Source organism: Halomonas sp. 5021 (assembly GCF_036663435.1).
GTDB classification, from domain to species: Bacteria; Pseudomonadota; Gammaproteobacteria; order Pseudomonadales; family Halomonadaceae; genus Vreelandella; species Vreelandella janggokensis.
The window spans coordinates 391573-418071 of the sequence record NZ_JAXOVU010000001.1; the positions used below are offsets into that span (position 1 = coordinate 391573).

At 58.0% G+C, this 26499-nt stretch carries 21 protein-coding genes; 10 read left to right on the top strand and 11 right to left on the bottom strand.

The window, feature by feature from the left end:
- Nucleotides 1-79: 79 nt before the first annotated feature.
- On the bottom strand, nt 80-643 hold the full coding sequence (locus R3F64_RS01990) for a lytic transglycosylase domain-containing protein (RefSeq protein WP_442908812.1): 564 nt from the start codon (nt 641-643) through the stop codon (nt 80-82).
- Between the two features lie 25 nt (nt 644-668).
- Nucleotides 669-2405: a proline--tRNA ligase gene (locus tag R3F64_RS01995; protein ID WP_332609495.1), complete on the bottom strand. Its 1737-nt coding sequence runs from the start codon at nt 2403-2405 to the stop codon at nt 669-671.
- A 181-nt stretch (nt 2406-2586) separates the two neighbouring features.
- Here R3F64_RS01995 and R3F64_RS02000 point away from each other — a divergent pair, with 181 nt between their 5' ends.
- Nucleotides 2587-3021, top strand: a complete 435-nt coding sequence (locus tag R3F64_RS02000; protein ID WP_085918713.1) for a hypothetical protein — start codon at nt 2587-2589, stop codon at nt 3019-3021.
- Between the two features lie 35 nt (nt 3022-3056).
- On the opposite strand, the gene R3F64_RS02005 is transcribed toward R3F64_RS02000, so the two are convergent.
- A complete protein-coding gene (locus R3F64_RS02005) occupies nt 3057-4244 on the bottom strand; it encodes a benzoate/H(+) symporter BenE family transporter (RefSeq protein WP_332609497.1) in 1188 nt (395 codons plus the stop codon).
- Nucleotides 4245-4374: 130 nt separating this feature from the next.
- Entirely contained in the window at nt 4375-5790 is a 1416-nt protein-coding gene (locus tag R3F64_RS02010) for an amidase (protein ID WP_332609499.1), read from the bottom strand.
- A gap of 168 nt (nt 5791-5958) precedes the next feature.
- Between R3F64_RS02010 and R3F64_RS02015 the strand changes: the two genes are divergently transcribed.
- Nucleotides 5959-6543 carry a helix-turn-helix domain-containing protein gene (locus R3F64_RS02015; protein WP_085918710.1) on the top strand — a complete coding sequence of 195 codons (585 nt, stop codon included), beginning with the start codon at nt 5959-5961 and terminating at the stop codon, nt 6541-6543.
- Here R3F64_RS02015 and R3F64_RS02020 read toward each other — a convergent pair.
- Nucleotides 6504-7277 (bottom strand): glycerophosphodiester phosphodiesterase family protein, encoded by a 774-nt coding sequence (locus R3F64_RS02020; protein WP_332609502.1) that lies wholly within the window; start codon nt 7275-7277, stop codon nt 6504-6506. The two genes, R3F64_RS02015 and R3F64_RS02020, sit on opposite strands and share 40 nt — an antisense overlap.
- Nucleotides 7278-7418: 141 nt before the next feature.
- Here R3F64_RS02020 and R3F64_RS02025 point away from each other — a divergent pair, with 141 nt between their 5' ends.
- The gene (locus R3F64_RS02025; protein ID WP_085918809.1) at nt 7419-8396 is read left to right on the top strand and encodes an NADPH:quinone reductase; all 978 of its coding nucleotides are present in this window, start codon (nt 7419-7421) and stop codon (nt 8394-8396) included.
- Nucleotides 8397-8466: 70 nt separating this feature from the next.
- Here the strand turns inward: R3F64_RS02025 and R3F64_RS02030 are convergent, their stop codons facing one another.
- The 3 genes from R3F64_RS02030 to R3F64_RS02040 form a co-directional block, all read right to left on the bottom strand.
- Nucleotides 8467-10665 carry a TRAP transporter large permease subunit gene (locus tag R3F64_RS02030; RefSeq protein WP_085918708.1) on the bottom strand — a complete coding sequence of 733 codons (2199 nt, stop codon included), beginning with the start codon at nt 10663-10665 and terminating at the stop codon, nt 8467-8469.
- Nucleotides 10666-10817: 152 nt separating this feature from the next.
- Entirely contained in the window at nt 10818-11993 is a 1176-nt protein-coding gene (gene dctP / locus R3F64_RS02035; RefSeq protein ID WP_085918707.1) for a TRAP transporter substrate-binding protein DctP, read from the bottom strand.
- A 243-nt stretch (nt 11994-12236) separates the two neighbouring features.
- Nucleotides 12237-13145: a MurR/RpiR family transcriptional regulator gene (locus R3F64_RS02040; RefSeq protein ID WP_264823177.1), complete on the bottom strand. Its 909-nt coding sequence runs from the start codon at nt 13143-13145 to the stop codon at nt 12237-12239.
- Nucleotides 13146-13417: 272 nt separating this feature from the next.
- Here R3F64_RS02040 and R3F64_RS02045 point away from each other — a divergent pair, with 272 nt between their 5' ends.
- From R3F64_RS02045 to R3F64_RS02075, 7 genes are all read left to right on the top strand, one after another.
- On the top strand, nt 13418-14161 hold the full coding sequence (locus R3F64_RS02045; RefSeq protein WP_332609505.1) for an enoyl-CoA hydratase/isomerase family protein: 744 nt from the start codon (nt 13418-13420) through the stop codon (nt 14159-14161).
- Nucleotides 14162-14214: 53 nt separating this feature from the next.
- Entirely contained in the window at nt 14215-16392 is a 2178-nt protein-coding gene (locus R3F64_RS02050; RefSeq protein ID WP_085918705.1) for an acetate--CoA ligase family protein, read from the top strand.
- The gene (locus tag R3F64_RS02055; RefSeq protein ID WP_085918704.1) at nt 16389-17192 is read left to right on the top strand and encodes an enoyl-CoA hydratase-related protein; all 804 of its coding nucleotides are present in this window, start codon (nt 16389-16391) and stop codon (nt 17190-17192) included. The genes R3F64_RS02050 and R3F64_RS02055 overlap by 4 nt, the downstream gene beginning before the upstream one ends.
- Before the next feature lie 169 nt (nt 17193-17361).
- Nucleotides 17362-19212 (top strand): SLC13 family permease, encoded by a 1851-nt coding sequence (locus tag R3F64_RS02060; RefSeq protein ID WP_332609508.1) that lies wholly within the window; start codon nt 17362-17364, stop codon nt 19210-19212.
- Nucleotides 19213-19382: 170 nt separating this feature from the next.
- Nucleotides 19383-20141 (top strand): DeoR/GlpR family transcriptional regulator, encoded by a 759-nt coding sequence (locus R3F64_RS02065; protein WP_085918702.1) that lies wholly within the window; start codon nt 19383-19385, stop codon nt 20139-20141.
- 122 nt (nt 20142-20263) lie between these two features.
- The gene (glpK, locus tag R3F64_RS02070) at nt 20264-21751 is read left to right on the top strand and encodes a glycerol kinase GlpK (protein ID WP_085918701.1); all 1488 of its coding nucleotides are present in this window, start codon (nt 20264-20266) and stop codon (nt 21749-21751) included.
- A gap of 542 nt (nt 21752-22293) precedes the next feature.
- The gene (locus R3F64_RS02075; RefSeq protein WP_085918700.1) at nt 22294-22518 is read left to right on the top strand and encodes a hypothetical protein; all 225 of its coding nucleotides are present in this window, start codon (nt 22294-22296) and stop codon (nt 22516-22518) included.
- 103 nt (nt 22519-22621) lie between these two features.
- On the opposite strand, the gene R3F64_RS02080 is transcribed toward R3F64_RS02075, so the two are convergent.
- The 3 genes from R3F64_RS02080 to R3F64_RS02090 all read right to left on the bottom strand — a co-directional run bounded on the left by R3F64_RS02080 (nt 22622) and on the right by R3F64_RS02090 (nt 26488).
- On the bottom strand, nt 22622-24271 hold the full coding sequence (locus R3F64_RS02080) for a glycerol-3-phosphate dehydrogenase/oxidase (RefSeq protein WP_332609511.1): 1650 nt from the start codon (nt 24269-24271) through the stop codon (nt 22622-22624).
- A gap of 131 nt (nt 24272-24402) precedes the next feature.
- Nucleotides 24403-26142 (bottom strand): ABC transporter substrate-binding protein, encoded by a 1740-nt coding sequence (locus tag R3F64_RS02085; protein WP_085918698.1) that lies wholly within the window; start codon nt 26140-26142, stop codon nt 24403-24405.
- 73 nt (nt 26143-26215) lie between these two features.
- Nucleotides 26216-26488: a DUF2160 domain-containing protein gene (locus tag R3F64_RS02090; RefSeq protein WP_085918697.1), complete on the bottom strand. Its 273-nt coding sequence runs from the start codon at nt 26486-26488 to the stop codon at nt 26216-26218.
- Between the last annotated feature and the right edge of the window lie 11 nt (nt 26489-26499).

Consider the following 26499-nt stretch of genomic DNA (forward strand, 5'->3'; position numbering starts at 1 on the left):
TCATGCGAGTTTATGTCAGGAAAGTCATGCCACTTACTTAACGATAGGCTCACAGATATACCGCACGCAGGTATCAGACTTATCGCCAGTGGTCACGCCAGGTACGCAGCACCCGTTCTGGATACCAGGTTTTGCCTAAGCTGCCGTTGTAACGTGCCAACGCCCGGGTAAAGTCGCCCTGTTCGACGGCGAGGTAGTGGGCGAGGATGGTGCAGCCATAGCGCAGATTGCGGTTTGGGTTCGTCAAGTCATCCATCGGCAACCCCAATTCTTTGATCCAAAACGGCATGATCTGCATGAGGCCCACAGCGCCCGCGGACGATACGGCTTGTGTATCAAAGCCGCTTTCCACGTGAATCAATGCCAGAACAAGCTCGGGCGGCAGCCTGGCAAGACGTGCCTCCTGGTAAACTTGGGTAAGCAGCTTGCGGCGCTCGGCTGGTTCGCTGATGAAGTCAGCCAGATCGGTGTCCATACGCTGTCGCCACTGGCGCATCAGCCATTGCTGTTGAGGTGTCTGATGGCGCTGATGGGTATCCGCCAAGGTCGGGCGAAGAGGCCCGGGTAGTGGCTCCTCGGCCTTGACCGGCGGGCCTAAGAAGAGACTGGCGGCCAGGCAGGCCGCCAGTGTTGGCCGTGACAATGGCCGGGCGATGCAGGTTGAGCGTCTATTGAGCAGTCGGGGCAAGGCCGGCCTTTTCTCGAAGGAAGTCAATAATCTGCTCGGCAGGCACCATGGTGGCATCGCTGTCACGGCGGCCTTTGTATTCGAGTTCGCCGTTGTCCAGGCTGCGGTCGCCAATGACCAGGCGATGGGGGATGCCCATGAGTTCCAGGTCGGCAAATTTAACCCCGGGACGCGTGTCGCGGTCATCCAGTAACACATCCAGGCCAGCGGCACTGAGCGCTTGGTAAAGGCGTTCAGACTCTTCGCGCACCCGCTGCGACTTGTGAGCGTTCATGGGGACGAGCGCAACCTGGAAAGGCGCTATGGCGTTGGGCCAAATGATGCCGGCATCATCATGATTCTGCTCGATAGCGGCGGCCACCACGCGGGTAATGCCAATGCCATAGCAACCCATCCAGGGGTGGCTGGTTTTACCATTATCGCCGAGCACGCTGGCATTCATGGCTTGCGAGTATTTTTGGCCCAGTTGGAAGACGTGGCCCACTTCGATACCGCGCTTGATCGAGAGCGTGCCTTGTCCGTCGGGTGAGGGGTCACCATCAACCACATTGCGCAGGTCGGCAATCTCGGGCAAGGGCGTGTCGCGTTCCCAGTTGATACCGAAATAGTGTTTGTCATCGGTATTGGCACCGGCTCCGAAATCGCTCATCAATGCCACGCTGCGGTCGATGATGATGGGCAGATCTAAGCCTACCGGGCCAAGGGAGCCAGGGCCTGCACCAACCACGGCGCGAATTTCTTCCTCGCTGGCCATGGTCAATGGTGTTGCCACTTGGGGAAGGTTTTCCGCCTTGACTTCGTTCAGTTCGTGGTCACCGCGCACCAGCAGGGCGATGAGTTGGCCATCGGCACCCTTCACGATCAGCGTCTTGATGGTTTTCTCGATGGGCAGGCCAAACTGCTCGACCAGTGCCGCAATGGTTTTAGTGTCTGGCGTGTCGACCAGACGCATGTCTTCTCTGGGGGCTTCGCGCAAGGCGTCACTACCCAGCGGTGCAGGTATTGCCTCGGCTTTTTCCATATTGGCGGCATAATCCGAGCCATCGGAAAACACGATATCGTCCTCGCCCGAGTCGGCCAGGACGTGAAACTCATGCGAACCCGTACCACCGATCGAACCGTTGTCGGCGATCACCGGGCGGAAGTCGAGGCCCAAACGGTTGAAGATGCGCGTATAGGCATCGTACATACCCTGGTAAGTTTCCTTGAGCGATGTCTCGTCCAGATGGAAGGAGTAGGCATCTTTCATGATGAATTCCCGCGAGCGCATAACCCCGAAGCGTGGGCGAATCTCGTCGCGGAACTTGGTCTGAATCTGGTAGAAATTGATCGGCAGCTGTTTGTAGCTGGCGATTTCTTTACGCACCAGATCTGTGATGACTTCCTCGTGGGTGGGGCCAACGCAGTAATCGCGGGCGTGGCGGTCTTTCAAGCGTAAAAGTTCAGGGCCGTACTCCTCCCAGCGCCCGGATTCCTGCCAGAGCTCGGCTGGCTGAACCGCAGGCATCAACACTTCCTGGGCGCCAGCGTTGTTCATTTCCTCGCGCACGATGGTTTCCACTTTACGCAGCGTGCGCAAACCCAGCGGCAGCCAGGTATAAAGGCCCGAGGTGAGACGGCGGATCATGCCCGCGCGTAGCATGAGCTGGTGGCTGATCACCTCGGCGTCCGCCGGGGTTTCTTTCAGGGTGGCAATGAGTAGTTGGCTGGCGCGCATGGGCGAGAGCATTCCTTGTTGATGGGGTGGACCCGTTATCGTTCGTTGCGACATTGTACGGCCAAGCGGTTAAGGCGGCAAAATTGCGCTGAGATTACCCGCGCTGACTTATCCGTTCGGTGTGCTAAAATCAGCGGGTTTTAACCCTATACACAATTGATTATTAACGGGGAGACCCTGCATGCAACGCACAGTTAACCAGTGGTTGAAGGGGGCCGTCATTGGCGCAGCGGTTGTCGCCATCAGCGGTTGCGGGACGCTTTTTCACCCGGAAAGGAAAGGTCAGTTGGGTGGCGATATTGATCCTGCCGTAGCGGTGGCCAATGGCGTTGGACTGCTTTTCTTTATTGTCCCCGGCGTGATTGCCTACGCGGTGGATTTCTCTAATGGCACGATCTATCTACCCAGCCGGACCAACAGCGATATCGAGATGCAGTCGCTGGGTGACGACATGGACATAGCGTCGCTGGAAAAAGTGTTGTCTGAGCAGGCAGGGAAGCCGGTGGCGCTGAAGAATGAATTGGTCAAGGTTGAACAAGTGGATAGCCTTGAAGAGGCGCTGGCCATGGTGCGCATGTCGGGCGTGATGGATGACGATCGCCTCTCGGCCATGTAGTCACGCCTGCCCGCAAAGACCAGGCGCCAGACGCATCAGCGTCGTCTGGCGATGAGATGGCGGGTGACCATCCCGGCGATCAGTCCCCAGAAGGCGCCGCCGATGCCCAGCAGGGTAATGCCCGACCCGGCGAACAGAAACGTCACCAGCGCGGCGTCGCGTTCGTCGGGCTTCGAGAACGCATCGGCCAGCCCGCTGCTCAACGTTCCCAGCAGGGCAATGCCCGCCACGACCACCACCATGGCCCCGGGTAGCGCGGCAAACAGCGCCGTGACGGTGGCCGCAAAGACCCCCAGCAGCAGATACAACAGCCCGGCGACGATGCCGGCCGGGTAGCGGCGCCTGGGATCCGGGTGGGCATCCGGGCCGGTACACACGGCGGCGCTGATGGCGGCCATGTTGAGTGCGTAACCGCCGAAGGGCGCCAGGGCCAGGGTAGCGCCGCCGGTCGCTACCAACAGCGGCGAGCTGTTTGGCGTATAGCCGGCGGCGTTCAGCACGGCCATGCCCGGAACGTTCTGGGTGGCCATGGTGATGATAAACAGCGGAATTGCCACGCTGATCAGCGTCGCCAGAGAAAACTCAGGCGTCATGAGTATTGGCAGGGTAGGCGACAGCGGCAGGCCCTCAATCGCCAACTGACCCTGCAGAATGGCCCAGATAATGCCGGTCAACACCACGCCGGGTACGGCAAGCGTCGGCCAGAAGCGCCGCCCGATGCCCCACGCGGCCAGCAGCGCCAGGGGCATGAGCCAGTGCTGCTCGAGCCGGGTAAAAATCTCCAGGCCGAAATTGAGCAGGATGCCCGCCAGCATGGCCGAGGCCAGGCTGCTCGGGATATGCCGCATCAGCCGTTCGAACACACCGGTGAGGCCACACAGGGTGATCAACCCCGCCGATACGATGAAGGCGCCAATCGCCTCCCCCAGCGGCACGCCTGGCAGGTTGGTCGCCAGAAACGCTGCCCCGGGCGTCGACCAGGCGGTCACCAGCGGCATGCGGTAACGCCACGATAGCCCCAGCGACGTCAGCCCGACGCCAATGCCCAGCGCCCACAGCCAGGAACTGGTCTGGGCGCTAGAGGCGCCGGCGGCTGAGGCCGCCTGAAAGATGATCGCCGCTGAACTTGTGTAGCCAATAAGTACCGCGACAATACCCGCCGTCACGTTGGAGAGCGAGATATCGCGCTTGAGACATGGGGTATCGGAAGAAGGCGTCGGCATGGCAGTGACTCGTTCGCGGCTGGCGTCTGGAAAAACGCTCAGCCTCGTCAATGAGGCCGAGCGTTATAACGTACAAATCAGCCTATCATCGTGCGCTATAACGCACAACGGTGGTGAGTACTGCGCCTTTTCATGCGAACTGTGAGGGATTGGGCACGGTGGGAAAGCGCGGCGGGTGCGCTTCCATGAAGGCATGGCAGGCGCGCAGCACCCGTACGTCGTCGAACTTGCCGCCCGCCAGTTGGAAACCCACCGGCAGCCCGTTGTCGGTAAACCCGCAGGGCACCGAGGCAGCGGGCTGCTGGCTGAGGTTGAACGGGTAGGAAAAAGGCGCCCACTCTTCCCAGTCGCCCATCCCGCTGCCCGGCGGCACCTCCTGATTGACTTCGAACGGCAGGACGGCCACGGCCGGGGTCATGATGAGGTGATAGTGCTGGTTGAAGTGCTCGAGCTCCCGGGTCAGCAGGGCACGATCCGACAGCGCACGGAAGAGGTCGAGGGCGTTCCACGCCTCGGCCTCGCGGGCGTTGGCCACCATGCCGGGGTCCAGCTGCTCGCGCTGGGATGGAGTCATCTGCCGCCATTGATCCAGGGAGGCGGTAAACCAGATCTTGCGAAAGGTATCCAGCGGCGAGGAGAACCCGGGGTCCACCTCGACGATCTCCGCCCCCAGCGCTTCCATTTTCTGAGCGGCCTCTTTTACCCGGCTGGCAACTTGCGGGTCAACGTCGGCGTAGCCCAGATCGGCCGAATAGCCAATGCGTAATCCTGTAAGGCCCTTGTCGAGGTCGGCACCCCAGCAGTCAGGCTGCCCTCGGGTGGCGTAGGGGTCGCGGTAGTCGTAGCGGCCCATCACATCGAGCATGCTCACCGCATCGCGCACCGAACGCGTCAACGGCCCGAGATGCGAAAGGGTCGGTTCCTTGGCAGGCGGCCACTGGGGCGTCCAGCCGAAGGTGGGCTTGAAGCCGAAAACGCCGGTAAAGGCAGCGGGAATACGAATAGACCCACCCGAGTCACCGCCCTGGTGCAGCACGCCCATGTTGAGAGCGGCGGCCGCGGCGGCACCGCCCGACGACCCACCGGGGGTGAGGCGCGTGTCCCAGGGGTTATTAGTGGCGCCAAACACGCGGTTATCGGTAACGGCTTTCCAGCCAAATTCGGGCGTATTGGTTTTGCCGAGAAAAATCGCCCCGGCCTCACGCAGCATGCGCGCCGGGGGCGCATCGGTATCGCAACGTTCATCGGACGTCGTCAATGACCCCGCGCGGCAGGGCATACCGGCCACCTCGGTCAAATCCTTCATCGATACCGGAATGCCATCAATCGGGCTAAGTGGTTTGCCCTGGCCCCAGCGCCGGGCCGACGCTTTCGCGGCTTGCTCGGCGCCCTCAGCATCCACATGGATGTAGGCGTTGACGGCACCGTTGAATTGGTCAATGCGTGCCAACGCTGCTCGCGTCGCCTCCAGTGGAGACGCCTGGCGCGTTTCGAAGAGCTGCCTGAGGGTTTGCGCATCCATGGCGCCGAGGTCTGTATCACTCATGTCACTGTCCTTGTTGGTCATGGCTCAAAAGGGCTAAATAGAGCCTAGTGGACGGGGCGGTCAGCGTCTAACCGGCCTCCGCGTATTACTTAACATCAACGTCAGTGGCTGGTACATGTCCTGTGATAAGTGGTGGGCAAACAACGCCACGTACCTAAGGAGCGTTTTATGACTGCTGAGCCTCACACTCTGGCGGCGCATATCGCCGCGACCGTGAAGCAACTCCGCCGTGAGCGTGGCTGGAGCCTGACCCGGACGGCGGAGGCCACCGGCGTCAGTAAAGCCATGCTGGGCCAGATCGAGCGGGGCGAGTCGAGCCCGACCATTGCCACGCTGTGGCGCATGGCCAGCGGCTTTCGCGTATCGTTTTCCAGCCTGTTTGATGCGGGGGCAGAGGTGGAGGCCAGGCCGCCGCATCCGCCCACCTGGCAGGATAGCGCCGGGATGCAGGCGCAGGTGCTGTTTGCCTACGACCCGCTACTCGGGTTTGAAATGCTGGCGATCGAGCTGGCGCCGAATTGCGCCAGCGAATCGGCACCCCACGCGCCCGGCGTGGTGGAGCATATCGTGGTGATCGAGGGCACCATGGCGCTGCGCATCGACGACGCCTGGCAAACGGTGACGGCGGGCCAGGGCGTTCGTTTCGCCGCTGACCGGCCGCATGTCATGCGTAATGACGGCGATACACCGCTACGCTTTCACGACGTCATCCATTATCTGCCGTGTGCGGCGCTGGCCGAGGCCGATAAATAACGCTGGAAGGCCTCGGGTTCATCGGTGATCGCGCTGGCAGGCCCCCAGGCCCAGAGCGGGTGGAAGGCGTGGGGATCGTTGGGGGTATAGCAGAGCAGCGCATAGCCCGCCTGCACAATGGCGTCGGCCTGTGCGGGTTTCAGGCGGCCCCAGTGGACATGAAGGCTGAACGCCTCGATCTCGGCGCACAGTGTCCGCCAATCCTTGGGCAGGCGGTTGACCAGCAAGCCGAGCGCCAGCTTGTCGGCCATTGCAAAGGAGCGGCTGTGGCGTAGCGCCGTTTGATCAAAAGACGACAGTACAAGCCGCTCGGCGGGCAAGGCCTCGAGCACGGCTGGCAGAACGCGGTCGACCAGCGCGATGGGGTCGTGGCCGCGATTGACCTTGAGTTCCAGATTGACGCCCATCCCCAGCTTGTTGAGCAGTGCCAGCATGGCCTCAAGGCTTGCCATCCTTTCCCTTTCGAAAGCCTTGCCAAACCAGCGGCCGACATCGAGGGTCTGTGCCTGGGGCCAGGTCATGCGGCGCAGCCTGCCGCGGCCGTCTGAACAGCGCGCGACGTCGGCATCGTGCCAGATCACGGGCGTGCCGTCCCTCAGCAACTGAACGTCGAGCTCAACCCAGTCAACCCCGGCCTGATGGGCGGCGCGGACGGCCGCGAGGGTGTTTTCCGGGGCGGCGGCAGAGTAGCCGCGGTGGGCAATTAACGTGGGCAGTGAAATAGCAGGGTGCATTAGCAATGTTCCGTTAGCCGTCGGCGATCAACAAATCCCAGTCTAGCATGGGGGGTATGACAACCGCGTTGCGCTGCCGGGCCGATAGCGTTAGCTTGACCACTACCCAATAAAAAGGAGTTCCCTGTGTCCCAAGAATATGTGTCTCAACGAATTCAATTTGCTCGCACCGGCGGTTCAGAGGTGCTCGAACTGGTGGATGTGACACCGGCGGCACCTGCCGCTGGCGAAGTCCGCGTTGCCAACGAGGCGGTTGGCCTCAACTTTATTGATATTTACTTCCGTACCGGGCTTTACCCGGCGCCTTCTTTGCCTTCGGGCCTGGGTACCGAAGGTGCCGGTATTGTGGATGCGGTGGGTGAAGGTGTTACCCATCTGAAAGAGGGCGATCGGGTCGCGTATGCCCAGGGGCCACTCGGCGCCTACGCCGAGTTGCATACGCTACCGGCTTCCAAAGTCGTCAAGCTGCCGGACTTCATTAATTTTGAAACCGCCGCGGCCAGCATGCTCAAAGGGCTGACGGTGCAGTACCTGCTGCGCCAGACCTATGAACTCAAGGGCGGCGAAACGATTTTATTTCATGCCGCCGCCGGTGGCGTTGGTTCGATCGCCTGCCAGTGGGCCAAGGCGCTGGGCGTCAAGCTGATCGGGACCGTCAGCTCACAGGAGAAAGCCGACCTTGCCATGGCCAACGGTGCCTGGGCGACCATCAACTACACCCAGGAAGACGTGGTCGACCGTGTGCGCGAACTCACCAACGGCGAGATGTGCGACGTGGTCTACGACTCGGTAGGCAAGGATACCTGGGAAATGTCGCTGAACTGCCTCAAGCCGCGCGCCTTGATGGTCAGCTTTGGCAACGCATCAGGCCCCGTCGACGGTGTGAACATCGGTATTCTCAACCAGAAAGGTTCGCTATTCGTGACACGCCCGAGCTTGAACGGCTACGCGGATACCCGTGAGCGCTTCGAGATGATGTGCGAGGATTTCTTTGCCATGTTGGAAAGCGGCAAGATCAAAATTGATGTGGCCAACCGCTACCCGCTTAAAGATGTGGGCCTCGCCCAGGACGCGCTGCAAAGCCGCAAGACCACCGGCTCCACGGTGCTGCTGCCCTGAGGTTGCCTCCCCGGAACGAAAACCGCCCTCGCTGAGCGAGGGCGGCAGAAGGGCGAACGGTCAAGCGTGGTTAGCCGTAGGCCAGGTTGGGGAGCCAGGTGACCAGTGCCGGAAAGAGAATGACCAGCAGTAGTCCCAGCGCCTGAATGCCCAGGAATGGGAAGGACGAGCGGAATATCTGCGCCATGGTGATATGAGGTGGGCAGACCCCCTTGATATAGAAGAGCGCATAGCCGAACGGCGGACTGAGGAACGACATCTGCATGTTGACCAGATAGATGACGCCGAACCAAAGCGAAACATCCGCGGCGTCGACACCGGGCAGGCCAAACACGCCATCGAAGGTCATTCCCTTGATCAACGGCACGAAGATCGGCACCGCCAGCAGCAGGATGCCGACCCAGTCGAGGAACATGCCCAGTGCTACCAGCAGTACCATCATCACCATCAGCACCGCATAGGGACCCAGTCCCGCGCCGGAGATCAGCTCCTGCACGAACGTCTGTCCGCCCTGCAGGATGTAGAAGCCGACGAAGATGCTGGCGCCGAAGATGATCCACATCACCATGGCAGAGGCGACCAGCGTGGTCATGCAGGCGGCGTGCAGGTTGGGCCAGGTCAGGCGCTTGTGCATGGCCGCGACCACCAGGGCACCGAAGGTACCGATACCCGCTGCCTCCACGGGCGTTGCGATGCCAGTAAAGATGATGCCGAGTACCAGTATCACCAGCACGATGGGGGCCAGCATGTTGCGCAACAGGCGGAGCTTTTCTTTTGTATCAACACGGTCTTCAACCGGCATTGGCGGGGCCATCTTGACGTTCAGCGTTCCTCGCATCCAGCAGTAGAAGCCATACATGAAGGCGAGCAGCAAGCCTGGAATCAGCGAGCCGAGGTAGAGCTCACCCACTGACTGCTGGGCGATAACGCCGTAGATGATCGCCAGGATCGAGGGCGGGATAAGGATGCCCAGGGTGCCGCCGGCCATGATCGACCCGATGGCAATTTCCGGATCGTAGTTGCGCTTGAGCATCGCTGGGAGGGCAATCAGACCCATGGTTACCACTGCCGCCCCAATTACGCCGACCATCGCTGCGAGAAGCGTTGAGGCAATAATCGTGGCAATGGCCAAACCTGCCTTGAGGCCGCCCATCCACTTGTAGACGACGTCGAACAGCTCTTCGATGATCCCGGCTTTCTCAAGGACTGACGCCATGAAGATGAACAGCGGAATGGCTGAAAGCTGATAGTTGGTCATCATCGGGAAAATGCGCGATGGCATCAGGTTGAGCATCGCCTGATCGCCAACCGTATACAGGAATACCACCCCTAGGCCACCGGTGACGAAGGCCAATGGCAGGCCTGCGACCAGCACCACCATCAGCGAACCGAACATGACCAATGTCAGGGCCCCGATGCCGAATGAGCTTAGGCTACCTGAAATGCTACCTGCCAGACTCTCGTAGTCGGTGACGGCGATATTGACCATCTCGAACAACAGCCAAGCCGCCAGAATGGCGGCGATAACCACCATTACGCGTGCGAAGGTTCGGCTACCCTCATGTAAGCGCCAGTGGTACCGATACGCCTGAATGTCCCGAATCAGTTGGCCGAACCCCTGTAGCAACAGCAGCAGTGCGCCAAAGAAGAGCATGAATTTCACCGGATAGAACTGGATGGCCCATTCGGTGAAAGAGGTCTCGTTGGAATAGCTGGACCCAAAGAAGTACGCGTCGCTCACCGACTGGGAGAAGAACGTCCAGCCGGTCGTTAGTAAAGCGAGGGTGAAGATGAAGAAGAATATCGAGGTGACAATATCCAGTGCCGCTCGGTTGAGGGGCCTTGCCCGACTGTACAGGATATCGACGCGAACATGTCCACCTTCGCGAAGCGCATAAGCACCGGCAATCAGGTACTGCATGCCGAACATTAACGTCATCGACTCATGGGCCCAGTTAGTCGGCGAGTTGAAGGCATAGCGTACGAGGACTTCGTAGGCGAAGATGAAAGGAGCAATCAGCGCCCAATAGGCCACATAACGGCCGGAAAAGCCGGATAGACGGTCGACAATAGTCGTAAATACGTTGCCTGGCGGTTGATAGGCGACATTGGTGGCTTCACCTGCAGGTATCTCGGCGGTGTCGCCGCCGCTGACCGTGGCACCTCGACGGAAGCTACGGTCGACGAAAAACATGACCACCAGTGGCAAAAGCAACAGCACTGACCAGTATAGCCAGTGCGGAAGAACGAATTCGATATCAAGATTCATGGACACTCCTCCGTGACACCATCACCTCCTGGCGATGGAACCGGATCATCAAGCCGACGGGATGCGGAAAAAGGGTTGCTCCAGTCAAATCGGATGTTGCGATTTCATCGCAACATCCGATGTTGTCGAGCAAATAAGTCAGGCGTTGAGCATCAGGCGTTAAGTTCGTAGCCCTGAATGTCTTCGTCAGTGACCAGTCCCACTGCAGGATCCATCATGGTGTTGAGGTGCGCTCTAAACAGCCGAGCCGCATCTGGATCCTTGTTGGCCCACTTGAACCACAGCGGGATGGCGGCATCGCGGAAACGGCTGGCATCGTTTTCGGTGAGGTGGATGATTTCCACGCCTTTTTCGCGATATTTGGGCCATGCTTCAGCATTGGCCTTCTGGATTGCCGCATAATGCTCGCGGGAATAGGCAGCCACCAGATCATGCATCAGATCCTGAGTTTGTGGCGACATGCGCTCAAAGACTCGACGGTTGACAGAAATATCCATTAAGTCAACAGCTTGATGTAGGCAGGGCGTGGAGGGCGGCCCCATGATGATGTAGTCAGCTACCTGCCAGAAGCCTAACTCGTAGTTGACCGCGGCGCCGGTGTAATCGGCCGCATCAATAGTGCCTTTCTCAAGTGCCGGATATACCTCGGAGCCCGGGAGCAGAGTCGTCTGTGCACCAATAGAGGCGAAGGTTTCAGCCACGATGCCGCCTGGCATGCGGATCTTAACGCCTTTGAAGTCATCGAAGCTGCGTAACGGAATCTTGGAGTGGATCAGGTTAAGGTCATGATGAACATAGCCCAGCAGTTCCTGGCCCTGCTTGCGATAAAGGTCCTTGGCAATGCCAAAACCGCCATAGGCTCCGAACATCATATCCCACTGGTGAGGGACGGAAAGCCCCATCGGATAGGCAGTCAGGAATACGCCGGCTGGCATTTTGCCTGGCCAATAAACGGTGAACCAGTTCTGGCCGTCAAGCACGCCGTTACGTACCGCATCGGCAACCTCAAAGGCTCCCGCCACGGCGCCGGCAGGGAAGGGCTCAATGCGCACCTCGCCTCCCGTTGCTTCGGCGACGCCGGCAGCCCACTCCTCAAAGATTCTGTAGCCCGTCGTGCCAGGCTGCCAGGAAGACTGCATGCGGATGCGAATGCCTTCCTGGGCCTGAACATTGCCGATCCAGGGGGCGGCGACGGCAGCGGCGGAACCGACTGCTGCGGTTTTAAGGAAATTACGTCGCGTTGAGGATCCCTTGGTGATAGAGGAAGGTAGCTCTGTTGACGTGGAGATTAAAGATTCTGACTTCGTGTTTTGCTCTTTGTTATGCATGTTGGAAGCTCCAGCAGTGATCATTGCCACTGTTTGTTTTTGTATTCCCATACTAAACGTCGTGTCACTTTTGAGTTCCCTGTGGCACAGGCAAGGTGATGCCAAGCGCGAAGGCATCACTTTACGTAAACAGAATTTAGCGAGTCCTGAGCTAAGCGCCAATTAATATTTTCAACGTTTGCCATAGTACAGCGAATGTCGAATGTCGAAATACCTGCTTGGTCTCCATCAATAGTCTTATCTTTAGTCGGTCTCAACATACGCCCCCATATGGCGCATACGCTGTTCGAATCTGGACACGTTGTCGACCAGAGAATCAGGGCCGAAGGCGACACATTCCGCCAGAATGGCTTCGATGAGCGTGATGGCCGACAGAATCGAAGGAAAAAAGTGTGGGGTCGCGTTGGCAAGGTTGAATGTGATCTGTGCGCCGGGTGCCAGTGGTGAACGCATGTTATCCGTTACGACAATAGCCTTGACGCCGTTTGCGCGGGTAACTTCCAGTGCTTTTACCGTTTCTGCGCAGTAGGGCTCAAAGCCAAAAACGACGACAATATCGTTTTCATCGAAGCCGTCCAGCTCGGTTAATAACCCGCCTTCCAAGCCTCGAATAAGGCTGATGTTGGGCATGGCAATGCGACCCACATAAGCAAAGTGGTAGGCGCAGGCAAAGGTGTCGCGAAAACCCACCACGGCGATATTGCGCGCCGCTAAAAGCTGCTGAGCGGCATCGCGTACCCGTGCCTGGTTATCCGCGGTGAACAGGCGGCCAATGTTGTCGAAGGCGGCATCGCCGACATCAACAAAGAGGGGGTCATCAGGCTGACTTGCCTGGTAACGAAGCCGGTTGGCGCGCCCTGATAGTTCCACAGACGGTGTCTTAACCGCCGACTGAAACACCTCGCGAAACGTTTCATAGCTTTTGAAATCCAGTCGCTTGGCCAGACGCACCAGGGTTGAGGGCGTGACCTGTGCCGCTTCTGCGGTTTTGCGGATGGATTGAAATGCGATGTTCGGGGGGTGTTCCATCACATAGCCTGCCGCCTGTTTCAACTGTGGGCTGAGCGTCGGGTAAACCGCCGCAAGACGTTGATTGATGGTATCCAGCGGCGAGGCAGATGAAGTGATCGTTTCACTGTTCTTGGATGTCATGTAAGGCTCCAGCGCATTCAGGCGGGTAGTTTAGACCATCACACTTGATCGATACATTTGTATCTTTTTTATTTTTTAATGAAACAATCGTGTTGACTGGGGCGCAGGGTGGTCCTAGGATTGAATTTGATACATATGTTTCTTTTTATGAAAAATATAGAAACGTATGTGTCTACTTATTCACCTTTCCGCCAGGTATCCTGACCGTTATGACCATGCCGCTTGATTTACCTTCCTGTTCCCATCTTGTAGTCACCCAGCAAGACCATGTAATGACGGTGCGACTCAATCGGCCCGACAGGCTCAATGCCGTTGTGGAATCGCTATATCACGAGCTACTTGGCGTGCTGGCCGTTGCCCAGCGCGAGCCGGATATTCGCGCCGTGGTAATCACCGGGGAAGGGCGTGCCTTCTGCGTCGGCGCTGACATGAAAGCCCACGAAGGCGCGGGTCGGACGCTTTTCCAGCGGCGCCAATATCTCCAGTTGGGGAACGACGTGGGCGAGGCAATCGCTCAACTGAGCAAGCCGGTGATTGCCGCCGTGAACGGCTATGCCCTGGGGGCGGGCGCCGAAATGGCGGTGGCCTGCGATTTTATACTGATGGCCGATGATGCTCAGATCGGTTTTCCCGAAACCAGTATTGGCACCTGCGTAGGCGGTGGCGTTTCCAAGTGGTTACCCCAACTTGTCGGGCTGGCCCAGGCTCGTCGGCTTCTGTATATCGGCGAAAGAATCAATGGAACCGAGGCAGCACGGCTGGGTCTGGCGCTGGCCAGTTATCCAGCGGATCAGTTGATGCCAGAGGTCGAGACACTGGCGTTGCAGCTGGCGGAAAAGGCGCCGGTGTCATTGGCCATGTTGAAGCCGCTGGTCAATCGAGCCGCGCAAACCGACATGCCAAGCCAGCTTCAGCAAGAGCTTGATGCCGTCTTTACCTGTTCGACCACCGAGGATTGGCAGGAGGGGGTCAACGCCTTCGCCGAAAAACGCGCGCCCCAGTTCAAGGGCCGTTAGGCGTCCGCTCCAACACGCATTGTCGACTTGTCTTACTTCCTAAAGGTAACTCCATGCAATCCATCGAAGGTCATCTTCCTTCTCAAAGCCCGCTGCATGCCATCCTGGCGCCGTCGGGCATTGCCGTCGTTGGTGCATCGTCTGATCCCACCAAGCGCGGCTATAAGGCCATGGTCGGGCTGATCAAGGGCGGCTATGGCGGTGAGATTTACCCGGTCAATCCCAAGGCGACCTCGATTTTAGGGGTCAAAGCCTTTGCCTCGATCAGTGCTATCCCGGGCACCCCGGCGCTGGCGCTGATTTGTACTCCCGCCGCCACGGTGCCCGACCTGATTACTGAGTGTGGCCGCCTCGGCATCAAGGGGGCCGTGGTGTTGGCCAGCGGCTTTGGCGAGACTGGCGAGGCAGGCGCTGCGCTGGAAGCCCGCATGATGGCCAACGCCCGGGCCCATGGCGTGCGCATCATCGGGCCCAACACGTCGGGGCTGTTCAACCTGCACCATCGGGTTAATCTGCTGGCGCTTGATAACCTCAAGACCGGCGACATCGGAATTGTCTCCCAGTCGGGCAACATGCTGCTTTCCCTGGCGCTGGAGGCCCAGCACAACGGGCAGGTCGGGTTCAGTACCTACATCGGGCCGGGCAATCAGGCCGATATCGGCTTCAACGACTACCTCCGCTATCTGGGGGAAGATGAGCATACTCGGGTGGCGACGCTTTATGTGGAGGGCTTTCGGGACGGTCGCCAGTTTCTCGATGCGGCGCGTGAAGTCACTACCATGAAGCCCGTCGTGGTATATAAGTCGGGCTCTACCGAGCAGGGCCAAAAGGCCGCCAGTTCTCACACCGGGGCTCTTGCAGGCAGCTACCGGATGACCGTGGACCTGTTGCGCCAGGCTGGGGTGAGCGTGGTGCAATACTCCGATGAAATACTCCCGGTGGCGGAAGGGCTGGGCCGCTTGCAAAAGTCAGAAGGTAAACGCGTGGCGGTGATTGCCGACGGTGGTGGTCAGGCAACGATCGCCGCCGATCGGCTGGCGGAGGCGGGCTTGACACTGGCGACGCTTAGCCGAGATACCCAGGTGAAACTCGAGGCGCTTTTGCTGCCCCAGGCCTCGACGCTGAACCCTGTCGATGTGGCGGGGTCTTCGGATGCGAATCCTTCCCTCCTGGCAGAATGCATGGCCGTGGTGGCCGCTGATGCGAATGTCGATAGCGTGTTTCTGGTAGGCATGTTTGGCGGCTACAGTCTCCGCTTTGCCGAGTCCTTGCTGGGGGATGAAATGCGCGGGGCCGAATCCATGATTGAGCTTGCCCATTCGAGCGGTAAACCGCTGGTCATCTACAGCCTCTACGCGCCCATTAACCCCCCAGCGCTGAGCCGTTTGCACGAGGCGGGGTTGCCCGTTTACGCCTCCATCGAACACGCGGTAAGAGTGCTGGCGGCGCTGGGCGAGCGCGGTGAATACCTGGCGAAATGCGCCGTTCAACCCGCAAATCTGCCGATGCAGGCATCCCGTAACGGCCAGGCAATATTAACCAACGCAAAAGAACAAAAGCGGAACTTGCTAGAGTTCGAAGCCAAGGGACTGCTGGCCGAGCATGGCATTCATGTGCCCGACGAACGGTGGGTGCAAGGTAGCGATGAGATGGAGGAAGTTGCCCGTCACTTTGGCGAACAGCCATTGGCCATGAAAGTGGTTTCCAAAGATATTCTGCACAAATCCGACGCCGGTGGGGTCAAGCTTGGCCTGGTAGGCGAAGCCGCATTACGCGATGCCTACAAAACCATCGTCGCTAATGCCCAGTACTACGACCCTGGCGCACGACTCGAGGGGGTGCTGGTCACGCCGATGGTAGAGAAAGGGGTGGAGGTGATCATCGGTATGCTGCGGGATCCGGTCTTTGGCCCGGTGCTCATGTTTGGCCTGGGCGGCGTTTTCGTTGAGGTGTGGGAGGACGTGGCGTTTCGTTCACTACCTATCACGCAAGCCGATGCCGAATCCATGGTGAGCCAAATCAAGGCGCAAAAAGTGCTTGAAGGGGTCCGCGGTGCTCAGGCGGTCAATAAGCAGGCACTGGTATTGCTGTTGATGCGCATTTCAAAGTTGGTGGACGCCTATCCGAGCATTCGTGAGTTGGATTTAAACCCGGTAATGGTGTATCCAGAAAGCCACCCCCACGGGTATGCCATTGTGGATGCCCGCATCATTTTGGAGCGTGAAGAATGAGTCAATCGTTGCCGACACTGACGGATGCGACTTTAACGCTTGAAGAACGGGTGGCTACGCTCACCATGAACCGTCACGACGTGCGCAATGCGCTTACCGGCACTGCGTTGGTCGATGACATTGTCGCTACGGCTAACTGGGTTAACCACGCTGCCGACGTGTCGGTATTGGTGATTACCGGGGCCGGATCGGCGTTCTCCGCCGGTGGTAACGTCAAGGATATGGCCCACCGCGACGGCGACTTCGCGGGCGACGTGGCGGAAGTCGCTGAGCGATACCGCCGGGGCATACAGCGTATGCCGCTGGCGCTTGAAGCGGTGGAAGTGCCCATCATTGCGGCGATCAACGGGCCTGCGATCGGCGCCGGGTTTGACCTGGCCAATATGGCGGATTTGCGCATTGCCTCGCGCCAGGCCAAGTTTGGTGAGACCTTTCTCAACCTGGGCATTATTCCCGGCGACGGCGGCGCATGGTTCATGCAACGCCAGATCGGCTACCAGCGTGCCTTTGAGCTGACCTTGTCCGGCCGGGTGATCGATGCCCAGGAAGCCTTGGCGTACGGAATTGTACTGGAGGTTGCCGAGCCCGATGTGTTGATGAAGACGGCGTATGAGCATGCCGGGCGGATCGCTGCCCAACCACCGAAGGCGACTCGGTTGACCAAGCGGCTAATGAAAATGGCGCCCGACATGGAGCTAAAAGGATTTCTGGACGTCTGCGCCGTTTTTCAGGGCATGTCTCATAACGAACCCGAGCATCTGGAAGCCGTTCAGCAAATGTTGGATCGCATGAAAAAATAGCGCCCCAGGTCTGCGGACTCAATCAATGATCTTTCTCAGCCTGGCATCGCCGGGCTTTTTATTGGCGTATAGTCAATGTCTAATATGATTTACCTGCTTGCCACTATCTGATTTACAGTAAAGCAAGCCGACGATAGTGACGGTGCTCTACAGGGAGGTGATTCAATATATGGCAATCGAGGACGTGGGGCTGGCGACGAGCACGCTGGTGTTTTTAGTGCTGGGGTTAACATTGGCGGCCTTTGTATGGGGGCGGTTTCGCTATGATCTGGTCGCCCTTTCAGCGCTATTGGGTTCGGTCATGCTTGGCTTGGTGCCTGCCGAAGATGCCTTTATGGGGTTTGGCCACCCTGCCGTGATCACGGTTGCCGCCGTGCTGGTGCTGAGCAAAGGGTTCGAACGCTCAGGTCTGGTCGATATTATCGCCGACCAGATACTCAAGGTGGGTGATCGCTTGATACTCCAGTTGCTGGCGTTGGTGGGAACCGTCTTGGTACTCTCGGGCATCATGAACAATGTCGGGGCGCTGGCGCTGTTGTTGCCCGTCGCCATGCGTATGGCAAGGGAGCATGACACCTCTCCATCGCTATTGCTGATGCCACTGGCATTTGGCTCACTGCTGGGTGGGCTGATGACGCTTATCGGTACCCCTCCGAATATCATTATTTCCAGTTACCGGGGGAACGTATCCGGCGATACCTTCAGCATGTTCAGCTTTGCCCCTGTGGGAGGCGTCGTGGCGTTGGCCGGGTTGGCATTTATCGTATTGGTCGGCTGGCGACTAACGCCCAAGCGTAGCGGCCAGGCATCAGCCGCGGATATGTTTGACACTGCCAACTATCTGGTAGAGCTCAAGGTCAATGATGAATCCAAGGCCAAAGGGTTGACGTTGCAGCAGCTTCGCGACGAGCTTGAAGAGTCTATTCCGGTACTGGCAGTGGTGCGCGATGACAACCGCCAGGCAGGCTATTCGTTCCACGGTATGTTACAGGCAGGCGATATCCTGCTTTTGGAAGCCGGACCTGAAGAACTGAAACTGCTGGAAGACAAGGCAGGGCTGAGCGCCGTCGCCGAGATTGAAGGGGATGACGAGGATGAGGAAGCCCGCGACCTGGCTGCAGAAGAAGCGTCGGATTCGCATCCGCCGGTGGATACCGAAGGGCTACAGCTGGTGGAAGTGGTGGTACGTAATGACTCCATGATGATCAATCGGAGTGTTCGTCAGTTGCGTCTCAATCACCAGTTTGGTTTGCATTTGGTGGCGGTGGCTAGGGATGGCACCCGGTTAAAGCAGCGTCTGCGGGATATTCGCTTTCAGACCGGGGATATCCTGTTGTTACAGGGCGAGGAGAATGAAATTGCCGAAAGCCTGCCAGCGTTGGGTTGTTTACCGCTGGCTAACCGCAATTTAAGCCTTGGTCAGCCGCGCAAATTGCTGCTTTCGATGGCTATCTTTGCGGCTGCGATTGTTGCCATGCTGCTGGACGTATTGCCGGCTGCGGTGGCGTTGAGTAGTGCGGCACTGGTTTCGCTATTGATTGGTGTGCTGCCACTTCGGGAGGGCTATCAGGCGATCGACGGGCCTGTGATTGTTCTCTTGGGGGCCATGATTCCGGTCGGCGAGGCCCTGGAGACCAGCGGCGGGGCGGATCTGATCGCCCAGGCGTTGCTGCAATGGGGAGCCGACTGGCCGGTGGTGGTTACCCTGGTGGGGCTGTTTATCCTTTCCATGCTGCTTTCCAATGTCATCAACAATGCGGCAGCGGCGCTGCTGATGGCGCCCATTGCCGTCAGCCTGGCCAGAGGGTTCGAGGTATCGCTCGATCCCTTCCTGATGGTGGTCGCTGTCAGTGCGTCCTGTGCCTTTTTGACCCCGATAGGCCATCAGTCCAATACGCTGGTGCTGGGGCCGGGGGGGTATCGGTTTGGCGATTACTGGAAGTTGGGGTTGCCGCTGTCGGTCATCGTGCTGCTGGTGTCGATACCGATGATCCTGTGGGTATGGCCGCTGTCGACATAACGTTCGTCTTCGAGCATCAATAAGCGTTATTTGATAGAAATTTTGCTACGCTGCTATGTTTAAAAGTGAATGGTTTAAAAGTGAATGGTTTCAAAGTAAATGGTTTTTAAAATAAATAGTTTTAAAGTAAATACGTTCTAAAACGAAAAAATAACGCCACGGGCTAGCTTATGAATCAACAGTTTCGTCAAGACGCGATCATCGAGCTGGTCCGCCAGCATGGATACATGAGCATCGAGCAGCTCACTGATCATTTTGCCGTAACGCCGCAGACCATTCGCCGAGATCTGAACACACTGGCGAACGATGGCCGCGTGAGGCGAGTTCATGGGGGAGTGGGGATTGAATCCAGCACCGTGAATACCGCCTACAGCACTCGTAAAACCCTGCATCTTGAAGAGAAAGAGCGGATCGCACGCTGCCTGGCTGACCATATTCCCAATGACGCGTCACTATTCATCAACATTGGTACCAGCAACGAGGTGATTGCTCAGGCGCTGCTCGATCATCAGGGGTTGGAGATTATTACCAATAACCTCAACGTCGCGGCGATTCTGCAGCACAAGGAAGATTTCACGGTGATCATCGCAGGGGGGCAGGTGCGTTCCCGGGATGGCGGGATTATTGGCGAGGCCACGATCGACTTTATCAATCAGTTCAAGGTCGATTACGGCATTATCGGTATCAGCGGCATCGACGAAGATGGCTCTTTGCTGGAATTCGACTACCAGGAGGTGCGCGTTGCCCAGGCCATTATTGCCAATTCACGGCGCGTTTATCTGGCGGCCGACTATTCAAAGTTTCACCGCAACCCGGTGGTACGCCAAGGCAATATTGCCCAGTTGGACGCACTGTTTACCGACCGTAAACCGCCTGAGGCCATTCAGCGCCTGCTGACCCAGCACGATGTCGCGTTGCACCTGGCCTGATCAGGTGAAGGCGGTTATGTTTTCATACTTGAGCATTGCTGGCGGCTGGCGTAGCCTTTGGTGATAATAATTCGAAAATAAATGTACAGAATCGAAACTACCAACAACAAAGTGAACGTGCCATGTCCTCCTATATACTTGCCATCGATCAAGGTACGACCAGTTCCCGTGCCATCCTGTTTGACCGTGAAGGTCAAGTAACTGCTGTCGCGCAGCAGGAATTTACCCAGCACTATCCCTACGACGGTTGGATCGAGCACGATCCTGAAGATATCTGGGACACGGTCGTTGCCACCTGCCAGGAAGTTGTCAAAAAGGCAGCTATCAAGCCAGAGCAAATTGCTGGCGTGGGGATCACCAATCAGCGCGAAACCACCATTGTGTGGGACAAGCGCACCGGAAAGCCGGTTTATAACGCCATTGTGTGGCAGGACCGGCGTACGTCGTCGCTCTGCGAACAGCTGCGCGATGGTGGACATACCGAGCGTGTGCAGGCCAAGACCGGCCTGTTGATCGACCCGTACTTTTCCGCCACCAAGCTTGCATGGGTGCTGGACAACGTCGAAGGGACCCGAGCCCGGGCTGAGAAAGGCGAATTGCTCTTTGGTACCGTCGATAGCTTCCTGATCTGGCGATTGACCGGTGGTCACCATCACGTAACTGATGCAACCAATGCCTCGCGCACCGCCTTGTTCAATATCCACGAGCAGTGCTGGGACGACGAACTGCTCGACCTGTTCGATATCCCGGCAAGCTTGCTGCCTGAGGTGAAAGACTCGAGCGATGATTTTGGCACCATGGATGCCCGCTGGCTGGGTGTTGAGCTGCCGATTGCGGGTGTGGCGGGGGATCAACAGGCAGCGCTGGTCGGTCAGGCGTGCTTTCAGCCGGGCATGGGGAAGAGTACCTACGGGACCGGATGTTTCATGATCGTCAACACCGGAGACACACCGTCTCTGTCGCGCAACCGGTTGCTGACGACCATTGGGTATCGCCTGAACGGCAAGCCGACCTACGCCATGGAAGGCAGTATTTTTGTCGCCGGCGCCACGGTCCAGTGGCTGCGCGATGGGCTGAATTTATTTGCGGATGCGGCGGAGACCGAAGCCCTTGCCCGTAAAACCCGCCGCGGGCATAGCGTTTATCTAGTCCCTGCCTTTACTGGCCTGGGGGCACCGCACTGGGATCCGAAAGCCCGCGGGGCGATTTTTGGTCTGACCCGCGATACCGGGATTGCGGAAATTGTCGCCGCTGGTCTTCAGGCAGTCTGTTATCAGACGCGTGATCTTCAGCATTGCATGAATGACGATATGGAAGCCCCACCCGGCAACCTGCGTGTTGATGGCGGCATGGTCAAGAATAACTGGGTCATGCAGTTTCTGGCCGATATGCTGAACGTGCAAGTGGACCGCCCCACGATTCTGGAAACCACCGCTCTGGGCGCCGCCTACCTGGCCGGCCTGCGGTTAGGCTGGTATCAGACCCTGGACGAGATAGAGCAACTCTGGCGCTGCGAGCGAAGCTTTATACCGAGTATGGAGGAGGCGAACCGCGAACAACTGTACCAAGGATGGTTGGACGCGGTTTCCCGCGTGCGTTCAACGGATTAACCTATTCCCGCCAGAGGCCGCTATCGCCATGGCGGTGGTGATAGCGGCCTCATTTTATTAACCCATGGTCGACTGGCGTCGTTGGGTTGATGGCGTATACTGCCACCGCTTATCCAGGCCACCTCGGGTAAGTTTCCCGACGTTATCAATGCGTTCCCTGCGTACTGTCCCTCCATCGTGAAATTCTATGACACCTTTCGGGGTTATTCGACGCTTATGTAGTCGAGCTACAACGCTGCCTGCGGCCAATGACGCATTGTGAGCTTTACGGCAGTGCACCATAGTGAAGTCATGGATCAGGGCGGTGTTTCGTTATCCCGATTGACCCCTTCTGACCACTGCTACATTTGATGCGCTTTTGAATTACCCGGGCGCTTGAAGCGAAGGTCTTGTAACGCTTGTGACCTTATCGCAGTCACCGAACTGGACACTTATCCGGTCCAGCATGAGTAGCAACGTCACCATTCGTCATTAACAAGATGGCTGCTTAACGATTAACGACAATAGTAAGCAGCGGATGACCATACCATGAGGGTTGAACCATGAACTGCATCGAATTAAGCCAACAAGCCGACCGAATCGCGAATACGTTCAGCAAGCAAGACCTGGCCAAGCTGGTAGTAGCGCTAAAAGGCCAGCGGGAGTCGCTTCAGCACGCGGTTGAAGTCATCGACACCATTGATAGCCGTATGGGGTACACCATTGAAGAGGCGTGGGACGAGGTGCTGGCAGGGGATTCCCAGCTGCTGGTTGAAAACGAAGAATAGCGACTAAAGATTAGGTTCTGACGCTCTTCACTTTCCTCTATCCCCCTGGCGGCCACCGTGAGGGGGATTTTATTTGCCACTGCGCTCCCATTGCCGCCACTTTCTAGGAGGGAACTTCCTGTTTGGGTGTATAGGGTTGGGCGGTATCCCGGTTCTGGGCGAAATACGCCTCAAAACGCTCTTCGGCTTGCTCGCCAAATAGAACACGGCAGGCTTCTTTCAACCCCTTGGAGTGGCGCAGTTGCTCGTGGTGCACTACAAGCGATACTTTGGCTCGGCGGCGCAGGAAATCCTCAAGCTGGGTGATCATCTCATGGTCGCGGGCATGTTCAAGCTCGCAGCGAATGTATTCCGTGCCCTCGATCAGAATGTCGGCTTCTGCCGGGTCCTGGCGGATTTTTTCGAGCATGGGCATCGCCTGTTCGGCATAACGTCGCCAAAGGCGTGATGAGAGAGGCTCTGAGGATGTCGCCGCTGTCATGGCGTCCAGGTTCATGCGCTTGGCATGATCCATGAACTGTTGTTTCACGGCATTGGGGGGCTCGCCATACCAGCGGAAGCCCTGGTCGGGTAGTTCGACCCCAAGCTTTGCGACGGCTTCAGCGATTTCATCGCCCACGTTCAGGCAGTCGGTCAACTTGCCGCCAAAAATACTGATGTGTGCGCTATCCTGATTGGTATCGATCACATGCTTGCGGGATAGCTGGAGAAAGTCGCGGTCGTTGCCTTGATCCGCCTTGATGGCCAAGGGACGCACGCCACAGCGGGTCGAGATGATATCGGCCTGACCCAGTGGCTTGTCGAGGGTCAGGCGCTTGTTGATGTTTTCCAGCACGAAGTCAATGTCGTCACCGGTAACATCCACCTCGGGGTGTTCCATGTGCGTATCGGTGGTCCCGATACAGGTGCGGTTGCCCATGGGAATGACAAAGAACAGCCGCCCGTCGTCGGCGAAGAAGGCCAGCACGCGCTGGGAATCCGTCAACTGGGGCACGATCAGGTGAATACCCTTGGAGTACAGGTGTTGGTGGGTGGTCTTTTGCCCGGTCAGGGTGTTGTGCTGGTCAACCCAGGGGCCTGCTGCATTAATCAGCACCTTGGCGCGGATATCGAAGGTTTGGCCGTCCATCACGTTACGCGCCTTGGTGACCCAGACATTCCCTTCACGCTCGGCGCCCAGTGACTCAACATAATTGGCGGCAGTTGCCCCATGATTGAGTGCATGACGAACGAAATTGAAGACAAAACGGGCATCGTTGTCGTGCAGGTAGGCATCCGAATATTCAAAGCCGCCGACGGAGTCATCGACATCGATAATCGGTTCTTCCTGCTTGATATCCTTGGGGGACAACAAGCGGGGTCGCCGGGTAAATCCATTGCCCATCAGCCAGTAGAGCCAGGTGCCAATCCACAAGTAACGCGGTGAATGGCGAAACCCCCGGGTGATGTTGGTCAGAAAACGAATTTCCTGAACAGTGGATGGGTAACTTTTAATTAAATGATTACGACTCTTGCAAAGCTTTCGAACCAATGCAAAGTCTTTGCTTTCCATATATTTGATGCCTCCCCAAACGAGATTTGAGGAGTGCATGCTGGTGCTGCCAGCGAAGTCGCCACGATCGATCAAGGCAACCCGGGCGCCTTTACCTGACAGCGCCGCAGCGGTGGCGGCACCATTGATGCCACCACCAATGATCAGTACATCGAATTCATCGGAATGTAGTTTCTCGATATTACGGTTACGCAGTTTCATAGCGGATCCAAATTAACAAAGAAAGCCCCGTTCACGGTGCTGTATGGGCGACCGCGCTGTTGGTAAGTGTCGATAGAGGGTGCCGCCGATGAAGCCGGAAAGGGCGGGCCGTGGGGCCCGCCCAGCCGGTATTAGCGCGTCCCGGCCGACATCCATTCTTCCATCATTTCGTCGTAAGGCACGGTGGTGCCTTGTGGCATTTCGTCATCCAGCTTGGCTTTCGGCGCGCCATCCTGGTCCAGCCAGTATTGCGGGTCACGCTCTTCGTTCAGCACGGGGGCGTAGCTGTCGAAGACATCGGCACGGGCAAGACGGTGCATGGTGCTATCCATATCCGCCGCCAGTGCATCGAGGCCTTCCTGTGGCGATACATCTCCGCTCATGACCGGTGCAAGGTTTTGCCACCATAGGGGCGCCATGCGGGGATAATCGGGGACGTTGGTGCCCGTTGGGGTCCAGTTGGACTCGTTGGGGCTGCGGTAGAATTCAACCAACCCGCCGAGCTTGGGCGCCATTTCGGTCATCTGCTCAGAGAAGATGTCGGACTCGCGGATCGGCGTCAGGCCGTGCATCAACTTCTCAAGCGATACCGTCTTGGAAACGGTGAACTGACCAAACAGCCACGCCGCTGTGCGACGGTCTTCGGGGGTGGAGTCAAAGAACGTCCAGGCGCCTACGTCCTGATAGCCAACCTTCATGCCTTCTTCCCAATACGGGCCGGTGGGCGAGGGGGCCATGCGCCATAGCGGATTGCCTTCGTCATCGGTCACGGCGACATCGGGGTCGGTCATGTCGGCCGTGAAGGCGGTGTACCAGAAAATCTGCTGGGCAATATGGCCTTGAGCAGGCACCGGACCCGCTTCACCGAAGGTCATGCCTTGGGCTTCGGGTGGAGCGAAGTCGCGGAGCCAGTCAACGGCCTTTTGCATGGCAAAGACGGAGGCGGGAGAGTTGGTCGCACCGCCACGGCTAACGCTGGCCCCCACCGGCTGGCTGTCTTCGTTGACACGAATACCCCAGTCATCTACCGGGTTGCCGGAAGGAACGCCAGGACTGCCCATACCTGCCATGGAGAGCCAGGAGTCGTGGAAACGCCAGCCTAGTGAGGGGTCGCGGCGACCGTAATCCATGTGGCCATAGATCTCTTTGCCGTCGAGCTCGCCAACATGGTCGGTGAAGAATTCGGCGATATCCTCATAGGCGGTCCAGTTGGTGGGTACGCCCAGGTCGTAGCCGTAAATATCCCGGAACTGCTCCTGCAGGTCTTCGCGCTGGAACCAGTCGTAGCGGAACCAGTAAAGGTTGGCGAACTGCTGGGTTGGCAATTGATAGATGCTGCCATCTGGCCCGGTGCCGTACTGCAGCCCGATGAAGTCGTCCAGATCCAGCGTGGGTAGCGTGTAGTCGGCCCATTCGTTTTCCATCGCCTCGGAGAGGTTGATGGTGGTGCCATAGCGGATGTGGGTACCGATGGCATCGGTATCGTTGACGAAACCATCGTAGATGCTGTTACCCGACTGCATCTGGTTTTGCATGGTGTCGACAACATCGCCTTCGCCAATGATGTTGTGAGTGACGTTGATACCGGTTAGCTCACTGAACGCTTCAGCAAGTACTTCGCTTTCATAGACGTGGGTGGTTAACCCCTCCGCAACGGTCTGGATATCCATGTCGCGAAATGGTTCGGCCGCTTTGGCAAACCACATCAGTTCTTCGATCTGTTCCTCGCGGCTCAGGGTCGAGTTTTGGAAATGCTCGTCGACCAGCCGCTCGGCCACCGCCCGCGCATCGTGGTCGTCTGCGGCTAGCGAACCGGATGCTAGCAGCAGGCTGGCGGCGAGGGTGGTAAGTTTGAAATTGTTATGTCGCATATAGACCTCGTTGTGTTGTGATCTTCCCTAATGGCGAATCCGTCCATGAGACCGCTTTTGGTTCTCGCACCGGTTACCCCCAGCGCATCAGCACCAACAGCCAGACCAGCGAAGCTGCCAGTGCTAACCAAATCGATAATGAGGTAAAGCCAATCACGCCAAGATGAATAAACGCAGCAGACAGAAGGCCAACAAACAGCCGGTCTCCGCGTGTGGTCGTGATGGGTAGAAAGCCCTTACGCTCTATGGTGGGCGAGACAATTTCCCAGACCGTCATCCCCGCCAACATGGCGGCAATGGCGGAAAAGAAAATAGCGGTGGGCACCGTCCATACCATCCAAGACATACATCACCTCC